This window comes from Gemmatimonadota bacterium, assembly GCA_026706845.1.
Classification (GTDB): Bacteria; Latescibacterota; UBA2968; order UBA2968; family UBA2968; genus VXRD01.
Genome location: JAPOXY010000118.1, coordinates 1 through 19,200, shown reverse-complemented (window position 1 = coordinate 19,200; position 19,200 = coordinate 1). Strand labels below are relative to the sequence as shown.

Sequence of the window (19,200 nt, the reverse complement as noted above, 5' to 3'; positions counted from 1 at the left end):
AGGCTGCCAAACAGTGCCAGCACCTCATCTCTATCGGGGATAACTTCATCTCAAGGTGTATCCTGTCATTGCCCAGAGATACCTCTCCTGCGGCACTATCGAATCCCACACCCGATATTTCGCCCTTTGCAAGAGCGAATTGAAAAAAAATCAGGGGATCGGTCAATGTGCCAGCAAAAAGCACTTCACCATTGAGAATACCCCCCATACCTGAAGCACCCGCCAAAAATGCCCAGGGGCGCAAGTCCAGATCTTTCAACAACACTTCTACCGTCGCCTGAAAGCCCTGTTGATCTTGCGCGTCCAGACGCCCCGCTGGCCCCGATAGCACAAAATGTCCGATGTGAATGCCGTGAGATGGCGAATATGCAAACTGAACAGGTCCCTCGTTATGCAACACCACCTGATCGACCTTAACGTACAGCGAATCCATCGCCACCTGCAAATGATCTTCCTTTTGCCCTGCGCGTCCCTGAAAAAGGATCCGGTCATCTACTTGCGCGCCATTGCCCAACAAAAATGATATTTCGCCATGTGCGTACACCGCCTCAAAAAACACCTCCTGCAATGAACGTTCACCCCAGGTCAAACGATCTACTTGCAGGTTCATAGTGCCCGAATCAGGTCGCGTCCACTGCGTCTCTATCGCAAGGTTTTGTAGCGGAATACCCGCCACGACAAGGCTATCTGCACTGCCTTGTGCAAAAAAACCAGGCGTATCCAACGTTCCCGACCAGGTGCCCGATAGAGCCAACATCCCCGATAAATCCACACCCACCACCTCACCTATCGCCTCTAAATCCTGTAAATCCATCAGCCATTGGCCCTCAACATGCCGATCAATATGCCCCTGAGTGGAAAACACCCCACCCGGGCCCGACAGATCCGCGCGAATATCAGATCTCCCCTCAGAATTGACCAATGCAGAAATGCGCAAACTATCAGCCGCCGCATTGCCCGCGATATTCCCCGCCAATTCGACGGTCAAACCGTCACCTGTGATACCATCCACATCACCCGCAAGCGTCAGCGATGTACCCCACTTATTTGTGCCCGTCAAACGGGGCAACGCGACCTCCACCTGGATATTCCCCGCAATAGCTGGCTTTTCTCCTTCAAAATGCAATTGCCCATTTCCATTGACGCGCGTTCCCCAATTCTGCAAATACGTCTCAAAATGATCGATAAAAAGCCGTTGATCTACATATCTTGCGCCATCAATACGTCCCGCCGTTCGCCCTACCTTTTCGGGCACGCCGGGAAAATGTTCAGCATATAGATCGCGGAATCGCATTTCCCACTCGCCATCCCAGGTGGTCAACTGCGCTTCTCCGCTACTTACTACGTTGCCACTTGGACCATTAGCGGTGATCTGGGTTCGCAACAGGTCATTTGCCAAATTGAGGGCAAAACGCACGGAATCGAATCGGGCATCTCCAAACTGCACGCGCCGAAAAACACCCTCAGCAACGGCACTCTCCACACCCGAGGAATTCACCGCGAAAGTGATTATCCCATCCAGACTTGTAATGATACGAGGTAAATCAGCATCAAATCCCGTGTATCCCAACGAGATGAGGTCATCTGTCTCGATCTCAAAAACAGCGTCTCCTCGCACATCAAACGGCGCAAGCCCCAGGACGCCATTAAATGCAATAGAAACTTCTTTGTCCTTCATAACCAATTCTGTAACAAGGGATTGCAGACTACCTTTCACGTTTCCACGCATCTGCATAGCGCGTGTGGGGAGATCGACCAGAGTCCTGAGCTCTGTCAGCCATAGAGAATCGGCCTCTACAATGAGATCAACCTCGGGGTTATCCAATTGTCGCATTGATCCGCTCAACAAAATGCGAGAGCCGTGGGTGTGCAACGCCACATCGTTCAATTGCAAGTGATCGGACTGTAAAATGGCAATACCAGACAGATTGGTCACTTCCAGTGGCGGATCGAATTGCACCGAACGAAAACGCTCCAGGACCAAACGACACTCAGCTTCTCTCGCAAAAATAGCGCCCTTTAGCGCGATATCGCGCACCTGTGTATCTCCAACTACAACATTGGCATCCGCAATCTCCAGCGACTCGATAGCTAAATCCAGAGGTGGCGAAACATCCCACCCCGGCGTCTCGGTCTCTTCGTCAGAAGCATCGATCCTCATCTCAATCCCCGACAACCTCAATTGATGAACGACAACTTTACCAATTAGCAGGTTCCAAAAACCGTACGTCACATCGAGCGTATCCACACGCACCCAATCTCCGATCTGCACATCCACAATGCGACAATCCCCCAGCGGATTGCCTTGAATCTCACCAATTAAACAAATTTCCTCCTCTTGCCAGGACAGGGCGCGCTGTGCCAACCCACGCAAAAAACCATTGGCATAGCCACCTGCGACCAGTATTGCTCCCACCGCCAGAACAATGCCTGTGCCGACCAGGATCCAGATTATTGATTTCGCTCGCTTGCTCATCTCAAATAGTCTCTATTTTATTCTTTTCAGGGCGGACGCAGGCCACCCAACTAAGCAGTCTCTCTTTGCCTCTCGCCTCTCATCTGCGTCCATCTGCGTCCATCTGCGTCCATCTGCGGATTCAAAACGCCTGTCCCAAACTGATGTGATACTGAATGCGTTTCTGTACAGTACTATCATCCGAAAGGCGATATCCCACATCAAATCTCACGGGACCAACCGGACTCAAATATCGAAGCCCCGCGCCTACGGCGTACTTAAGCAATCCGGGATTAAACGCCCCCGATTTCGCATCGACATTGCCCGCATCTACAAAAATGGCTGTACCCAGTGAAAAAAAGATCTGTGTTCGAATCTCCATACTCATTTCCACGCGGCTCAAACCGCCCGTTGGCTCGCCCTGATGGTCTTTTGGTCCTAATTTATCTAATCCCCACCCTCGCACACTATTGAGTCCCCCCGCAAAAAACCGCTCGACATTGGGTACGTTACCCGCCTTGCCCAGTTCAAAAATCACGCCCCCCTGCACGCGCAGTGCCAGCACACTTCGCAAGGGTATGCGGCGAAACCATCGTCCCTCTGCTGTTGCCTGCAAAAATTCGCTATCGGACCCGAGAAACTGCCCGCGTTCGCGCACTGCGAATTGTGCGAGCATACCCGATTGCGGATCAAAAATATCGTCGCGAGTGTCTATGAGCAAACCGACCTTGATCTCGGCAAACGAGCTGTCGGCTGAAAAATCAACCACACCACCGCTGAACTGAGCGATCAAATCCGCTGTCGTTGTAATATTTCGCTCAAGAGATAAATTTCCTCCCAACTCATCCTGTACAAACGCTGCCTGCCGTTCGCGCTGCACAAACCCGCTGATATTCAACCAATTGTTGCTGCTGATAAAATACGGCTGCCGCAGACCCAGCACTGTTTCCCTATTCTTCCCAGAAATCCGCCCAGACAGTTTGAGTTGACGAGCACCCCCACTAAAATTGCGATGGGTCCACGCCCCAGATACCCACAAGTCTTCATCCGTATCATATCCCACACCCAGACGCAACGCTTGAAAAGGTCGCTCAGACACGCGCACATCCACATCCACCCGATTTTTAGAGCTATCCTTTAAGACCAGAGCCACAGATCGGAACACCCCTGCGCGGTAGAGCAGGTGCTGACTCTTCTGCAACGCCTCTTCGCTGAATAGCTCGCCCGATTGAAATGTCAATCCGCGCGAGATGGTGTTCACAGACACAGCTTTGTTGCCCGATATGTGAACAGCACTTAGAGAGCATACGGGACCAGGTGTGAGTTTTAGGATGAGTTCTGCCTGTTGTGCCACAATCGTCGTCTCGATCTCGGCTCGCGCAAACGCATAGCCCTTATTCCGCAACCCGCTTACAACTTGCAACAGGCCCTGGTCCACAAGTTCTCGCGATAGTGGCTTGCCCTCGAGCCGTCCAAAATCGTTCTCACTGTCTTCTCCGCCAATTACCGAAGCCCTGGAAATCTGCGTCAAAGGTCCTTCTGTAATGTGTACCCCCAGCCCGATCTCATCTGCGCTAAGCTGCTCTATAGTCGAATGCACTGATACAGCCAAATATCCCAGATCGCGATAATGCGCTCGCAATTTTTCCAGATCAGAGGCAAGAGTCAAAGGATCGTATCTGCGCGCATGGACCCGGGGCAGAAAATCGTACCATGGCGAAGCGCGCGTGATCATCAGTGCTTTTAGTTCACCTCCCCAAATCGCCCGATGCCCCGAAATGTAGAGCCATCTCACAATGGGGTCATCAGATGGCGTTTCCCCATGAGCCGGTATAACGACCATCATAGCGGCCAGTATAAAACAGGCCCTCGATCTGAGGACCTTTAAGAAATCATTGTAATACATTCTGTCACAATAAGTCATGAAAATTAGAAACCGAGTAATATCTATATTTCCCCAACCCGATGCAATTTCAGCAAATTGGTCTCGGCCCGCGCCGTGATGGGCGCACCGGCCAGGATTACCAGCGTATCTCCAAAACGCACATTGCCCTCAGAGAGCAAACGCGCTTCAACTTCGGCAACCATGCGATCCGTATCATCAATCAGCGTAATTTGACGGGGTTCAACGCCCCAGCACAAGCACAACCGCCGACATATCCGCGCGCTGGGCGTAAATGCAATAATCGGCGTGCGCGGTCTGCGCTTTGAAATCAGACGTGCTGTGGATCCCGATTGGGTAAATGCGACAATGGCTTTGGGCGATACTGCCGTTGATACCGCAGCGGCGGCTTGTCCAATCGCATCGGGAAAAGAGAGCGAATCCAGATTCAAAATTGGCGGCGCCAGTTCCATACTCGCTTCGGCCTTTTCAACAATCCGCGCCATCATTTGCACGGTTTGAACGGGATATTTGCCAATTGCAGTCTCGCCAGACAGCATCACCGCATCGGTACCATCAAAAATCGCATTGGCTACATCTGATGCCTCGGCGCGCGTGGGCCGCGGGTGATCGGTCATAGACTCCAGCATCTGCGTAGCCGTAATCACGAATACCCCCCCGCGGTTGGCCGCCGAAATCACGCGTTTCTGGATCACCGGCACGTCTTCAGGTGATAATTCCACACCCAGATCGCCCCGCGCAACCATCACGCCATCGGCCACATCGAGAATATCTTCGAGATGATCAACGGCTTCGGCGCGTTCCAGCTTCGCAATAACCGGGATCTCTTTCTCTGCCCGTTCAATAATATGTTGAACCTCTCGTACATCGTCGGGTTCCCGCACAAAAGACAGGGCAATATAATCCACACCCAATTCGATCCCCAGATCCAGGTCCTCTCGATCTTTGACTGTCAGAGAAGGCGCACTGACCTGTACCCCAGGCAAATTGATGCCCTTATTGGATTTTAATAGTCCACCCACCACAACCTCACACACGACATCCGAGCCATAGACCTCGCGCACCAGCAACTCAATGTGCCCGTCGTCGAGCAAAATGCGATCCGCTGGCTTCACATCTCGGGGCAATCTCGTATAAGTTGTCGATACACACTCGGCATCGCCTGGAACTTCGCGGGTCGTCACCGTCAGCCTGCTGCCTTCTTTCAATTCAATCGGATCCTCTGCGAGTTTCCCCACCCGAATTTTTGGACCCTGCAAATCCTGCAAAATGGCGATACTGCGCTGCATGTTATCCGCAATCTGCCGAATGCGCCCAACATTCTCCGCATGTTCGTCTCGCGTACCGTGTGAAAAATTGAGCCGAAAAACATCCACCCCCGCCCCGATCAGTTGCTCTATCACGCGCTCCGATGAACTCGCAGGACCCAGTGTACTCACAATTTTCGCTCTGCGCATTGTTTAAGCCTTTTCAGCGGTTAATTCAGCCTTATCTATCACACGTTTATTTTCCCAATAATACGACGCTCAGTCAAACACATCAAATGTTTTTCAAAAAAAATAGTTTAGTAAAAATAAAAAATCCCCACAAAATCAATTGAACTTGTGGGGATAAATAGCTGGTGGACAATAATATATATGGAATACTTTCAGCAAAACTCCTTTCCTAACTGATAAGCCTGTTCGAGATTCTCCTGCCTTATGCTCTCTACGCCTTCTGTCATTCCTCCCAACACAACCATATCCGTCTGTGCCACACCTATTTCAGGACGAAGACGATCATTGAGATAGATACATCTCATACTCTCTAAGATACCGGTTTCTTCGAGATGCTCAAGTGTGTGACCCGCAGTACACAAGACCAACGCCCTATCAATCTCGAGTCCAGATATCGCATATTCCTCGTTCTCATACACATACGTATATCCACAGACACAGACCCGATCAAACCACCCCTTTAATTTTGCCGGACAATCACTCCACCAAACCGGAAATATGAACACCAGACCATCGGCCTTCTCAATCTTTGCATGTTCAGCCTGCACATCCGGTGGAACGGGCAAATCCGGACGATTACCATAGACATTCATCTCCCGGTTGTATTCGTCCAGATTCATATCGGTCCTGAAATCCATTTCGTACAAATCACCTATCTGATATGAGTGGCCCCCATCCTCCAATCCGCGACAAAACTCTGCGAGCACATCACCTGTAAAAGACCGCCTACTCGGATGCGCAAATACGATATAAACATGCATGCTGTTTTCCTGCTATTTTTAGTTTACTTTTTGTAGCGTGTACGCTACATTTTGAATATGAACGTACTTCCCAGAACGGTACGCAATTATGTTTCCCCTCAAGGGCGCGTGCCCTTTGAGGATTGGTTGCAATCTCTCAGAGATAGAAAAGCACGAGCGATCATCCGCAACCGAATCAATCGCGTGCGATTGGGTACTATAGGCGATGCCGAACCTGTGGGCGAAGGCGTATTTGAACTGAGAATCCACTACGGTCCAGGGTACCGCGTGTATTATGGAGAACTTGAAAGAGTGGTTGTAATATTGCTCTGCGGTGGTACCAAACGCTCACAACGCCGCGACATTGAACGTGCCAAAATGTATTGGCAGGATTTGAGGAGCCGCAGCCATGACTAAAAAACAGGTTTTGAAACACACGGTCAGTTATGAAGAGGGACTGATAAAAGCGCTCAAAGACCCTGAAGAAGCTCGGGCTTATCTGGAAGTCGCACTGGATGAGTGTGAAGCAAGCGGTGAGACGGATGGGCTGTTATTGGCCTTACGCGATGTCGCCCAGGCGCAAGGTGGTGTTGGTGCATTGGCAGAACGTGCCGGACTGAACCGCGAACATCTCTACCGCGTGCTTTCAAGTCGCAGCAAACCTAAACTCGACAATCTGATGGCTATTATCTCCGCCCTGGGGTTTCGGCTGAGGTTAGATTGTATCAAGTTGTAGCCCAGCACGACGGGAAAGCCCCTCGAATGCACAACTTGTTCTCGTCCAGATAGTTAGCACAATCAATTGATTTTGTAGGACTAAAGATTGGTGGGCAAAAACTTGGTAAATTCCAAAGACTTGTTCCACGACGATCAGAATGCCCGATTTGCATCAACGTCGAGTCCCGCGGTCTTCAACTCTCCCACGAGTTTCATCCTCCAGGCGCCCGATTCATCAAAGGGAATATATAACACACCGTCATAGTCGGAAGGTGTCTCGACATTCTCCTTTTTTAACGCACAAACTCGCTGGCGGCCTAACTTGCCCATAAAATATCCAAATTCAAAAATGACATTTTGGCGTGCGCGTGGCTTATGAGGCTGTTCTTTGTCTGCCAGGCCACCAGTATCGTCCGGGGTGAGGAGAGCAATTGCGAATGCAACCTCAGCATGTTGTTCAAACTTCTCAATAATCGTTTGCCCCTGGTTGGGTTCTTCATGAAGGATAATAGGCTTTAGCCCGAGTCGCTCGATAAATCGAGCGACGATTTCTTTCGTGCCGTCGTCGCGTCCATGAATTATGAAAACATCACGCAGGTGTTCTGGACTTGTCTTATTATCTGATGTTGAAACTCCGGCGGCTAATGAGTCATCCTCCCAATACTCCTCGACCTCTTCAATCATTGATTGCAAAACGGAAGTAGCCTGCTCTAGCCCGCTGATATACCATCCATGGTAGTCTGATCCTGTCATGCCTGAAGTTGCTATTGGTGGTACGTAGCTGATCGAGGTGAAGTCGCTTACATGGCGGGAGTTCTCTCCAAATGTGTTGGCAATGGCAATTTCGGTGTTACGGTCCCATTTCTGAAACTCAGGTGAACTGCTACGGCGTTGCTGTTGCTTAAGATCCTCTATTGCGTTAAGTGCCTTTTGAAGGCGTTGTATCGCTTTGTCTTTTGGTGGTCTTGTCATTATTTTCTCAAACATGTCTTCCTATGTTTTGCTTTGGAGTCCTAATAGCCCATAAATCAGTAATTCCCACAAGGACAAAGCAGCTAAAAAATGATGTATTTGAGCTAATCATTGATAGATTCTCCAAATTCCTGAAAATTCTTTGCTAAAGGCTATACTCCCGACCCCTCTATCGTATGTGATCTGGAGAGTGCCTTCGTCCGCTGTAAATATATGATGCTCTGTCCAGATCCGCACTTCAACAATGTTGCCTGGTCTAAGGTTATTCAAGGACACATTTCTATCTACCGGAGTTACATATTGGACTGTGTCTGGATGATTAATAAGAGCGATTCCGCGACGTGGAATATCGAGAACAATATCTGACGCTACTCTATCTCCTTCGTTTCGTATTTTGATGATCACATAGCCTCGATAATAGACAAAGTCTTCCTCAAAGACAGCTTGAATCGAATCTGAGAGTTCAGAAACAATACGTTGTAAAGAATCTTGGGATATAGTAGAGTCTCTTTCCACAATGAAATCATATAGGTAGTGCAAAGAAGTTCTATTTTTTAGACTATCGCGTGCTGCCTCAAATTGGGGTGGGTAATACAAGGTTGTGTGCCAACCATATCCTACTAAATCAGGGCCACTTGGGGACAGATTTATATACATTGTAACTATTGCACCAATACAAGTCACAATAGCCATAAATTTCCCAGCGATTCGTCCACCAACTAACCTTTTCAGAATCATCAGAATTTTTGCTCATGTCATACTCATTTATGAATCGTCTCAACGCGACTCTGTGCATCTGCTAATTTCTGATAGAACATGGGGTCTGATTTCCGAGATGCTGTTCGTTTTGTCTCGAAATCTGCTTTCGATTGCTCAAGATATGTCTCAATTTCTGATCGATGAGCAAGATAGAACGCAATAGCTCCATAGACTTGTTCGAGTGTCAGTACAGGAAGCGATTGGGCAATGCTCTCAGGAGATTGACCATCCAGAAAAGCATAAACAATGGTATCCAGAGAGACCCGACTATTAGCAATCCAATAGCCTTCATCGCGTCGTTCAACATAAGCCTTGTTCATATTCTCATCTTTCATCTGCGTCCATCTGCGGATACTTTTTACCTTTCACTACTTATACCCCAAATTAGGCGCCAGCCAGCGTTCCATCTCTGCCATCTGCATTCCCTTGCGCCGTGCGTAATCGGCCACTTGATCCGCGTCGATCTTGCCCACGGCAAAATAGCGCGCATCGGGATGTGCGAGATACCACCCGCTGACCGAAGCTGCTGGGGACATCGCAAAATTCTCCGTCAACCGAATATCCGTCTCTCGCTCAACCCCGAGCAAATCAAACAAAGTCTGCTTCTCTGTGTGATCCGGACAAGCGGGATAACCCGGCGCGGGGCGAATACCGCGATACCTCTCCCTGATCAAATCCTCATTGCTCAACACTTCGTCCAGACCATAGCCCCAATCTTTCCGCGCCTTCGCGTGCAAAAACTCGGCAAATGCCTCGGCCAGGCGATCCGCTAAAGCCTGGAGCAAAATGGCATTATAATCATCCAGCGCGTGTTTAAACGCCGCTGCTTTTGCGTCAACGCCCAATCCCGCAGTTACGGCAAACGCCCCGATATAATCTGCGTATCCGGCTGGTGCGACAAAATCGGCCAGTGAAAAATACGGTCCTCCCGTGCGTTTTTCCTGCTGCTGGCGCAACATGGGCAAACGTGCTCGCTCGGCATCTCTGCGCTCATCTTCAAACACGACAATATCGTCGCCATCGGCATTTGCAGGGAAAAATCCGTACACAGCCTGTGCCTGGATCCATCCCTCATCCACAATCGCCTGGAGCATCGCCTGAGCATCGTCGAATAATTTGCGCGCCTCTGCGCCCTTGTTCGGATCATTCAATATCTTCGGATAACTGCCCCGCAACTCCCATGCGTGGAAAAACGGTCCCCAATCGATAAAATTGACCAATTGAGAAATCGGGAAATCACACAAATCCTGCACACCCGTAAACTTGGGCTTGGGAAGATCAAACTGTGCCCAATCAAACATCTGGCGACGCGATAGAGCATCCGAATACGAAATAAGCGGCCTACGAGAAATGTCAAACTCGGCCAATGCCCGCTGCTGCGATTTGCGATTTGCCCGTACATACTCGTCGCGTTGCTCGGCATTCAACAGCGTACCCACCACACCTGTTGCACGCGATGCATCCACAACATGCACGGTAGCATAATCGTAAACCGGCGCAATTTTCACCGCCGTATGCCTGCGGCTCGTGGTCGCTCCCCCAATTAAAAGGGGCACGTCAAACTCCTCGCGCTGCATCTCCCGTGCGACGTGGACCATCTCATTGAGCGACGGTGTGATCAAACCGCTCAGCCCGATGATATCGACCTCTTTTTCTCGCGCGACTTTCAAAATGCGATCCGCGGGTACCATCACACCCAGGTCGATCACCTCGTAATTATTGCACCCTAAAACCACGCCCACGATATTCTTGCCAATATCGTGAACATCGCCCTTCACCGTCGCCATCAGAACCTTGCCCCGCGCCCGGCCGCCTGCTTTCTCCTCTTCCATCAAAGGCTCGAGATACGCCACCGCCTGCTTCATCACCCGCGCTGTTTTGACCACCTGGGGCAAAAACATTTTGCCTGCGCCAAACAAATCGCCCACCACATTCATCCCGTCCATCAATGGACCTTCGATCATCTCCAGGGGTTTGTACTTGCCAAGCGCCTCTTCCAAATCCTCTTCCAGATGCTCTGACTGCCCGTGCAACAACGCGTGCTTCAAGCGATCTTCAACCGATCCCTGCCGCCATGCATCGTCTTTTTGACGGCTCCTGCCCTCTGACCGCACAGACTCGGCGAAATCCACCAGCCTTTCCGTCGCATCTTTCCGCCTGTTGAACAACACATCTTCAATCAGCACGCGCAACTTCTCGGGGATTTCTTCATACACCATCAACTGCCCGGCATTGACAATGCCCATATCCAGACCCGCTTGAATGGCGTGGTACAAAAAAGCCGCGTGAATCGCTTCTCGCACGTAATCATTGCCCCGAAATGAGAACGAAATATTGCTCACACCACCGCTCGTTTTCGCACCCGGACACAGGTCTTTGATCTGCCTTATGGCCTCGATAAAATTGACCGCATAATCGTTGTGCTCTTCAATACCCGTTGCAACGGTCAAAATATTCGGATCAAAAATAATATCCGACGCATCCATCCCCACATCTTCGGTCAAAATGCGATATGCGCGCTGGCAAATCCGCACCTTATCTTCAATTGATGTCGCCTGCCCCTTCTCATCAAACGCCATCACCACAACCGCAGCACCGTAGCGCAACACAGTCTCCGCCTGTGACTTAAAAACTGCCTCGCCTTCTTTCAAACTTATGGAATTGACAATCGCCTTGCCCTGTACGCATTTCAACCCAGCTTCGATCACTTCAAAATCAGAACTGTCAATCACAATTGGCACGCGCGCAATATCGGGTTCGCCCGCGATCAGCTTCAAAAACCTCGCCATAGCATCTTTTGAGTCGAGCAATCCCTCATCCATATTGACATCGATCATATTCGCCCCACCAGCCACCTGCTCCCGCGCAACTGCCAGTGCTGCCGCATAATCACCCGTTTTGATCAACCGCGCAAACCGCCGCGACCCCGTCACATTGGTGCGCTCGCCAATCATAATAAAATTGGAATCCGGATAAATGATCATCGGCTCTAAACCGCTGAACCGCGACACAGAAGGCCGCTCGGGAATTTTTCTCGGCGCCTTATCGGATACAGCTTCGGCAATCGCAGCAATATATTCGGGCGTGGTACCACAACATCCACCCACGATATTGAGCCAACCCTGCGCGGCAAAATCGCCCAAAATACCCGCCATGTGGCCCGGAGAATCGTCGTATTCCCCAAACTCATTGGGCAAACCCGCATTGGGATAACAACTCATAAACGCCGGTGCAAAATGCGACAAAGCCTCCACATAAGGCCGCATTTCTCGCGCACCCAGAGCGCAGTTAATCCCCACGCTCAAGGGCTGCGCGTGCGCCACCGACAACCAGAATGCCTCTATCGTCTGTCCGGACAACGTGCGGCCGCTTTGATCGGCCACCGTGCCAGAAATCATCACGGGCACTTTCACGCCGTGATCCAGAAAATAACGCGACACGGCAAATAGTGCGGCTTTGGCTGTGAGCGTATCGAACACCGTCTCCACCAGGATGAGATCCACACCGCCAGCCATCAAGCCCTCGACCTGCGCGTAATACCCATTGACCACATCTTCAAATGTATGCGTGCGAAAAGCCGGATCATTCACATTGGGCGAGAGTGAAAGCGTACAACTCGTTGGTCCCAGAGCACCCGCAACAAATCGCGGCTTATCTGGATTTTGTTTTGTCACCTTATCCGCTACTTTTCGCGCAACCTGTGCGGCTGCCACATTGAGATCATAAACCCGGTCCTGAAGCTGATACTCCGCCATTGAAATCGGCGTGGCATTAAACGTATTCGTCTCGATAATATCCGCTCCAGCATCCAAAAATCGCCGATGGATATCCGCGATCAAATGCGGCTGCGTCAGACACAAAAGATCGCTACACCCTTTTACATCAACGGGATGATCGCCAAAGTCCTCGCCTCGAAACGCCCGCTCGTCCAGATCATAAGCCTGAATCATCGTAGCCATTGCCCCATCAAGCAGCAAAATGCGCTCTGACATCAAGTTGCGAATGGTTGTCTCTATATCATGCATACATCTTTTCTCTTATTCGGTTGAACAGGAAAACGTCGAAGACAAAGATAAAATAAATAGCGTGCCTGACCAATCAACAGGCCGTTGAGTTTAATCAACTAACAGGCACGCACTTGCCCATCATCAAAAAATCGCCGCGGCCAATCCGCCGGCCATTACCATCCCAATCGAAATCCAGCGAAACACCGCCACCTGGTGAACCCGTGCGCGGAGATAAGTCGCGGTCAAAAATCCCAAAATCAAACCCGGCGCACCCCAGAGGACAAATTGCAAACTCTCAATCGTCAACACCCCTACTGCCCACAACACGCAGAGACTCAACGTGGAAGTACACAAAAAACAGGTCAGAAGCGTTGCGCGCATCATCGCCTGCGGCCAGCGCTGTTTCAGCCCAAACAGAACGATAGGCGGTCCAGATACACCGATACTGGACGACAAAAAACCGCTGAACATACCCACACTCAAACAGGTCAGTGCGTCGTGTCGAAAGGGATTACCCGGTCGCAACTGCAAAACAATTGCCAATACCACCATCGCCAGACCAATGGCGCGCTTCATCACCTCTGCATCTGTATCGCGTAAAACAAGCGCGCCGACAGGCATGCCCACAATCGCACTCCCCACAATCATCCCCAGTACCTTCCAATCCACATCCCGCCGGAGTTGAATAAATTGCCCCGTGCCCAAAGGCAAATAAGACATCAAAACCCCGGGCACAACCACCTGTGCGGGAAACCACAAAACCATCGCCGGTATAGAAAGCAGGTTAAACCCAAACCCGGTCAACCCCTGCAAGCTACCCGCAATCCAAAAAATACTGCTCGCATAGCATATTTCGCGTATTGGAAAATCCATTGTGTAGTGGTTGCTTTTTGCCTCTTATTTTTGTTTTTTACCTCAATGAACGCAATCATCCGCAACCCCCTTATCCTCCCCGTCTTTATCCCCACATTTTTACTCAGACTGGGCAGTGGCCTGCTCGTCCCCATATTGCCACTCTACGCCAAATCGTTTGACATTTCCTACGGCCTCGTCGGTCTCGTGCTCGCTGCCGAAGGTATCGGCCACCTCTTTGGCGACCTGCCCGCGGCCATGGTGCTCAACCGCATCGGTCGCAAATCCGCGATGCTATTGGGAGTAATAACAGTTGCACTTTGCGGCGCAGGCCTCTTTTTTGCTCCCTCTATCTTTGTGGTATTCCTGCTGCGCTTTGTGGGCGGAATAGGCGGCGCACTTTGGGACATCTCGCGGTATGCTTATTTGGCCGATGCCACAGCAGTCCACCAGAGGGGCCGCGCTCTCTCTGTATTTGGTGGCATCAGCCGCATCGGCACCTTTTTGGGACCTGTCATCGGCGGCTATATTGCCTCTGTCGCCTCCGTAAGATATCCATTCCTCGTTTATGGCGGCATCTCACTCTTAGCCGCAGTAGTCGCGGCAATCGCCGTTGAGGCTTCCCGCAAGCGCGTATCGCCACCGCAACACGGCCTTGCGCGACACTTCGCCAATATCTTTCGCGCCCACAGCAAAAATCTGATCACCGCAGGCACAGGTCAACTCTTTGCCCAAACCATTCGCAGTGGTCGCTATATTATCATACCGCTTTACGGCGCCGAAGTCCTCGACCTGGGCTATGAACAAATCGGCCTCATCATGACAATCTCGGGCTTTATCGACATGATGATGTTCTATCCCGCCGGGGTCATCATGGATCGCTTTGGACGCAAATTCGCCAATGTTCCCAGCTTTGCACTACAAGCCATTGGCATGGCACTTATTCCACTCACAGAACCCTTTGCTCCCCACCTGAATCTACCCTTTTTCTCTATTGGCCTCATCACAGGAGAATTTATCGCCCTCTTGTTCGCCGCCAGTCTGCTCGGATTTGGCAATGGCCTCAGTTCTGGAGCCATGATGACCCTGGGTGCCGACCTTGCACCCCGCGATGCCCTGAGCGAATTTTTGGGCCTCTGGCGCCTCATAGGCGATGGCGGGCGCATGTCTGGCCCCGTATGCGTCGGTTATGTCGCCGACTTCCTCGGCCTATCGCCCGCTGCTCTGGCTATTGCAGGCATTGGCCTTACCGCAGCGGGTATTTTCCTCTTTCTCGTTCCCGAGACTCTGGAAAAACAACCTGTCTAACCCCTCACCATAGCCTCCAGATGCGCCACAATCTCATCAATCGGCGCATAACAGGTCGAACAGGGATAGAGAAACTCCCCTGTTGCCCGCAAATGCGCCCCATTTTTTATATGAAACCGCCCCGTGCGATCCATAAACTGTCCCCAATGCCCCATCGTATATCCCGCTTTTGGACTCACTATCGCGCTCTCGCGCCAGGTTTTGGGAAATAGATCTTGAAATGGCGGCGCAGAATTGAGCCAACTGCCACACCTCACAGTCTTCACATCGGAGCGTCGCTGCTGCGTATCCTTTAACAATTGCAGCAATGTGCCCATAAATGCATCTCGCATTTCACTCAGAGGCGATTTGGGCTGATACACATTGCCAATGTGGATCGCGATATAATCCTCGCCATCGTCATACGTCCAGCATGCGTACGGACGGCCCTTTGTCGAGGGTCTGCTATAACCCTTCTTCACGCGGGGCCACAAATAGGCGAGTCCCTCTTCCTCCCATGCCTCGCCCTCGCAACGATCAAAAATGGCCTTCAAACCCTTCAGACAGGTGTCCCAATCAGGGTCTTCATACCCCCGCGCCGGATGGTTTTCGCCATCGAAAAAATCCGTATTGCGATACACATTAGCCCGAGAAGTAATCGCATTTTCAAACCCAATCCCCTCCCGCGACATCAGAAATCTCGCATACCACAAACTCAGCTTGAGAAAATGGCTGACATAGTGGATGCGAATTTCATTATCCATCAAAACTCCTTCGGACGCAATAAATTGCACCGATTGGGTTTATTCAATACATAAAACAAAAAGAACGGACAACCCGCTTTGAGATTGCCCGTGATTTTTCATTATTTTTTGGAGCGGGAAACGGGACTCGAACCCGCGACATCAAGCTTGGGAAGCTTGCACTCTACCAACTGAGTTATTCCCGCTCCGCAAGGAATAGCCAATTTACAGGGGTTCCCAGGTGATGTCAACATGTTTCAAGGTTTTGCAAGATGGCAGTTGCCACATCGCCATCACTACCATCCACCCACCTGAAGCGCTTATCCCTACGAAAAAAAGTCATCTGTCGTTTGGCATAGCGTCGCGTACCCTGTTGCAAATCGGCAAGCGCGCGATCAAGCGTCGTCTCACCATCGAGGTATTGAAATATTTCCCGGTACCCAAACGCATTGAGCGCGTTTAGATCGGGAGTATATCCCCTATCGCGGAGACTTTTTGCCTCTTTAATCAGGCCATTCTCGAGCATAAGACACGCGCGCGTATTGATCCGCTCATAGAGTACTTCGCGCTCCCAGCACAAACCAAAATAAGATGCCTTATGGCGAATCGGCGGCATTGGCGACACCTTCTGATATTCAGAAAGCGGTTTGCCCGATGCTTCATAGACCTCCAGGCCGCGCAGAATGCGTTGTGTATCCGTTGCCTGAATTTTTGCAGCCCATTCCGGATCGACCTCGCACAGCCTTTCATATAGGGTGGGAAGACACTCTCTCCCCTCTTCCTTCAATCGCGCGCGAATCTCTATCGGAATTTTCGGCATGGGTGAAAAGCCATCGAACAACGCGCGAATATACAACCCCGCTCCCCCAACGACAATGGGCACCTTGCCGCGACGCAGAATATCTCCAATTACAGCAGATGCATCTTCGGCAAATTGCCCCGCGCTATAATCTTCATCGGGATTCACAAAGTCGATGAGATGATGGCGTGCTGCAGCCCGTTCTTCAGTTGTCGGCTTCGCCGTCCCAATATCCATAAAACGATAAATTTGACGCGCATCTGCCGATATAATCTCGCCATTTAGTCTCTGCGCGAGTTCAATGCCCACAGCCGTTTTACCCGATGCTGTTGGCCCAGCAATCACCAGAATATCGCGGAGCGAAGCCATGACTACCGCTTAAACCGATTGTCAATTTCATCCAGCCCGATCTTAACGAGTGTTGGCCTGCCATAAGGGCTGACGAAAGGTTCTCGCGTTGCGAACAATTGATCGATAAGCGCACGCATTTCCTCTGTCGATAAATCCTCACCAGTGCGAATTGACGTGTGCCAGGCATAAACCGATGCGAGCCGATGTTCCTCGGGCGCAATCTGCCGCGCTTGCCCGGAAAGCGAAACAGAAGTTGCTTGCTCGGCTTCGGCCATATCGCGAACCATATCTCTCAAAAGCTGCCCGTCTTGCCAGGTTCTCAGCCCCATGGGAATGGCATCGACAACCACCGTATGTCCCCCAAAATCGCGAATGCCAAACCCCATTTTTTCCAACAGGGGCATTGCCTCGCGCACAATGAGAATTTCTTTGACACCAAAATTGAGTGTAAGTGGAAACAGCAGCCGCTGACTCGTCGCGGGGCGGGTATGCATATTGTCAATGGCGCGTTCGTACAAAATCCTCTGGTGGGCAACCTGCTGGTCAATCGCAATCAAACCATTTTTAATATGCGCCAAAATGTACTTGCTGTGCAATTGCCATACGGAAACCCGGGCAAAATCCTCTTCATCGAGATCATCGGCATTAACCCCGGTTCCCCGCTTTGCCTTGCCCGACGACATTCTCACTGTTAGCGGCAATGCCATCTGGGGTTGTCCGCCAACTTTGGGCTGTCCGGGCTGATAAGTGATCTCAGGAGATTCTGCGATGCTCACAGGCGTATCTGCCACGGGCATAATAGCATCGGCCATTTCCGGGATTAGATCTGCGCCGCGCAGCGATTGCTGAACCGCCTGGGTGATCAGGCCGTAAATTGTCCGCTCATCGGCAAAGCGAACCTCGCGCTTTGAAGGATGGACATTGACATCCACACGCGCTGGATCAATGTTCAGACAGAGGCAATACGCTGGCGCAAGCCCCTTGGGCAAAAGCCCGCCATATCCTTCGTAAACTGCGAAAGCGATGGCTTTGTGTTGCACCCATCGATTATTGACAATCAAAACCTGTTGGGCACCGGATTTTCGCGCGGACTCGGGCTTGCCCACAAAGCCTTGAACCTCAATCCCGCTCGCCTTGTTCTCAACACCGATGGCATCTGCGCCATATCGCACGCCAAATATCTGCTCTGCCCGCCGCTCAAAGCGCGACCTTCCCAGTTGTAGCACCTGGCGTCCATTGTGCTTGAGGTCAAATCCGATCTCGGGATACGCCATGGCCATAGCCGTTACCGCGTTCACAATATGCCGGAATTCTGTATCGACACTTTTGAGAAATTTTCGCCTGGCGGGCACATTGAAAAATAAGCCGTGCAATGTAACAGCCGTACCTTGCCCGCGGCCAATCGCGGATACATCCTGCACGCGCCCGCCCACCACGGAGATTCGCGTTCCTTCAACCGCATCTACCAGGCGAGTTTCAAGGGTCATGCGCGAAACAGCGGCAATACTGGGCAATGCCTCGCCCCTGAATCCGTGCGTGAGCAACCCTTTCAGATCGTCCAGACTTTGAATTTTGCTCGTCGCGTGTCGTTCAAGTGCCAAAAGCGCGTCATCGCGGGACATCCCGCATCCATTATCACTGACCCGCAGGCTCTCTTTGCCGCCAGCAGCAATTTCGACGACAATGCGGTCCGATCCCGCATCCACTGAGTTCTCAATCAGTTCTTTTGCGACAGATGCCGGCCGCTCAACCACTTCTCCAGCAGCAATGCGGTTGGCAATCTCGTCCGGGAGTATGCGAATTTGATTGGGCATATTGAAGATAGAAGTGAAAAAAAAACAAAAAACGCCTAACCCGCCGGGCGCCGAAATGTTTGTCGAAGTCCCGGTGTTAAAACAGCGGAAAACTTCCTGCGGGGCTACCCTCATGCAGATTCAAGGCGTTTTTTTGTGAAGCACAAGCTTCGACGCAAATATAGCATTTTTACAAATCTGAATCAAGGGATTCCTTCAAATACCGCTTGATCGGTATGAGTTAGCCCCAATGGGTTTGACTTAAAAAATAATTTCTTTAAGTTATACCATCTTCCATCCCAAGGAGATTTTTCCAGTGCAGGATT

General features: G+C 51.0%; 15 protein-coding genes and 1 tRNA gene. 3 read left to right on the top strand and 13 right to left on the bottom strand.

The window, feature by feature from the left end:
* From OXG87_11620 to OXG87_11605, 4 genes are all read right to left on the bottom strand, one after another.
* Positions 1-2,476 (bottom strand): hypothetical protein (locus tag OXG87_11620; GenBank protein ID MCY3870197.1); only part of this gene is annotated, 2,476 nt, incomplete at its 3' end.
* 121 nt (positions 2,477-2,597) lie between these two features.
* Complete coding sequence (locus OXG87_11615) at positions 2,598-4,301, bottom strand: BamA/TamA family outer membrane protein (protein MCY3870196.1); 1,704 nt, start codon at positions 4,299-4,301, stop codon at positions 2,598-2,600.
* Between the two features lie 101 nt (positions 4,302-4,402).
* Positions 4,403-5,815 (bottom strand): pyruvate kinase, encoded by a 1,413-nt coding sequence (gene pyk / locus OXG87_11610; GenBank protein ID MCY3870195.1) that lies wholly within the window; start codon positions 5,813-5,815, stop codon positions 4,403-4,405.
* Between the two features lie 191 nt (positions 5,816-6,006).
* Complete coding sequence (locus OXG87_11605; protein ID MCY3870194.1) at positions 6,007-6,615, bottom strand: NAD(P)H-dependent oxidoreductase; 609 nt, start codon at positions 6,613-6,615, stop codon at positions 6,007-6,009.
* A gap of 57 nt (positions 6,616-6,672) precedes the next feature.
* Between OXG87_11605 and OXG87_11600 the strand changes: the two genes are divergently transcribed.
* A complete protein-coding gene (locus OXG87_11600; protein MCY3870193.1) occupies positions 6,673-7,011 on the top strand; it encodes a type II toxin-antitoxin system RelE/ParE family toxin in 339 nt (112 codons plus the stop codon).
* The gene (locus OXG87_11595; GenBank protein MCY3870192.1) at positions 7,004-7,330 is read left to right on the top strand and encodes a putative addiction module antidote protein; all 327 of its coding nucleotides are present in this window, start codon (positions 7,004-7,006) and stop codon (positions 7,328-7,330) included. Before OXG87_11600 ends, OXG87_11595 begins: the two co-directional genes overlap by 8 nt.
* Positions 7,331-7,464: 134 nt before the next feature.
* Here the strand turns inward: OXG87_11595 and OXG87_11590 are convergent, their stop codons facing one another.
* From OXG87_11590 to OXG87_11570, 5 genes are all read right to left on the bottom strand, one after another.
* Positions 7,465-8,283 (bottom strand): nucleotide-binding protein, encoded by an 819-nt coding sequence (locus OXG87_11590; GenBank protein ID MCY3870191.1) that lies wholly within the window; start codon positions 8,281-8,283, stop codon positions 7,465-7,467.
* 108 nt (positions 8,284-8,391) lie between these two features.
* A complete protein-coding gene (locus OXG87_11585) occupies positions 8,392-8,976 on the bottom strand; it encodes a hypothetical protein (protein MCY3870190.1) in 585 nt (194 codons plus the stop codon).
* Positions 8,977-9,044: 68 nt separating this feature from the next.
* Positions 9,045-9,377 carry a DUF433 domain-containing protein gene (locus OXG87_11580; GenBank protein ID MCY3870189.1) on the bottom strand — a complete coding sequence of 111 codons (333 nt, stop codon included), beginning with the start codon at positions 9,375-9,377 and terminating at the stop codon, positions 9,045-9,047.
* A gap of 33 nt (positions 9,378-9,410) precedes the next feature.
* Positions 9,411-13,067: a methionine synthase gene (gene metH, locus OXG87_11575; GenBank protein ID MCY3870188.1), complete on the bottom strand. Its 3,657-nt coding sequence runs from the start codon at positions 13,065-13,067 to the stop codon at positions 9,411-9,413.
* A gap of 123 nt (positions 13,068-13,190) precedes the next feature.
* Entirely contained in the window at positions 13,191-13,922 is a 732-nt protein-coding gene (locus OXG87_11570) for a sulfite exporter TauE/SafE family protein (GenBank protein MCY3870187.1), read from the bottom strand.
* A 45-nt stretch (positions 13,923-13,967) separates the two neighbouring features.
* Here OXG87_11570 and OXG87_11565 point away from each other — a divergent pair, with 45 nt between their 5' ends.
* The gene (locus OXG87_11565) at positions 13,968-15,209 is read left to right on the top strand and encodes an MFS transporter (protein ID MCY3870186.1); all 1,242 of its coding nucleotides are present in this window, start codon (positions 13,968-13,970) and stop codon (positions 15,207-15,209) included.
* Here the strand turns inward: OXG87_11565 and OXG87_11560 are convergent.
* The 4 genes from OXG87_11560 to mutL all read right to left on the bottom strand — a co-directional run bounded on the left by OXG87_11560 (position 15,206) and on the right by mutL (position 18,895).
* On the bottom strand, positions 15,206-15,952 hold the full coding sequence (locus tag OXG87_11560) for a hypothetical protein (GenBank protein MCY3870185.1): 747 nt from the start codon (positions 15,950-15,952) through the stop codon (positions 15,206-15,208). The genes OXG87_11565 and OXG87_11560 overlap by 4 nt on opposite strands.
* Before the next feature lie 109 nt (positions 15,953-16,061).
* Positions 16,062-16,137: transfer RNA gene (locus OXG87_11555), tRNA-Gly, on the bottom strand.
* A 41-nt stretch (positions 16,138-16,178) separates the two neighbouring features.
* A complete protein-coding gene (gene miaA / locus OXG87_11550; GenBank protein MCY3870184.1) occupies positions 16,179-17,099 on the bottom strand; it encodes a tRNA (adenosine(37)-N6)-dimethylallyltransferase MiaA in 921 nt (306 codons plus the stop codon).
* 2 nt (positions 17,100-17,101) lie between these two features.
* On the bottom strand, positions 17,102-18,895 hold the full coding sequence (mutL, locus tag OXG87_11545; GenBank protein MCY3870183.1) for a DNA mismatch repair endonuclease MutL: 1,794 nt from the start codon (positions 18,893-18,895) through the stop codon (positions 17,102-17,104).
* Positions 18,896-19,200: the final 305 nt, after the last annotated feature.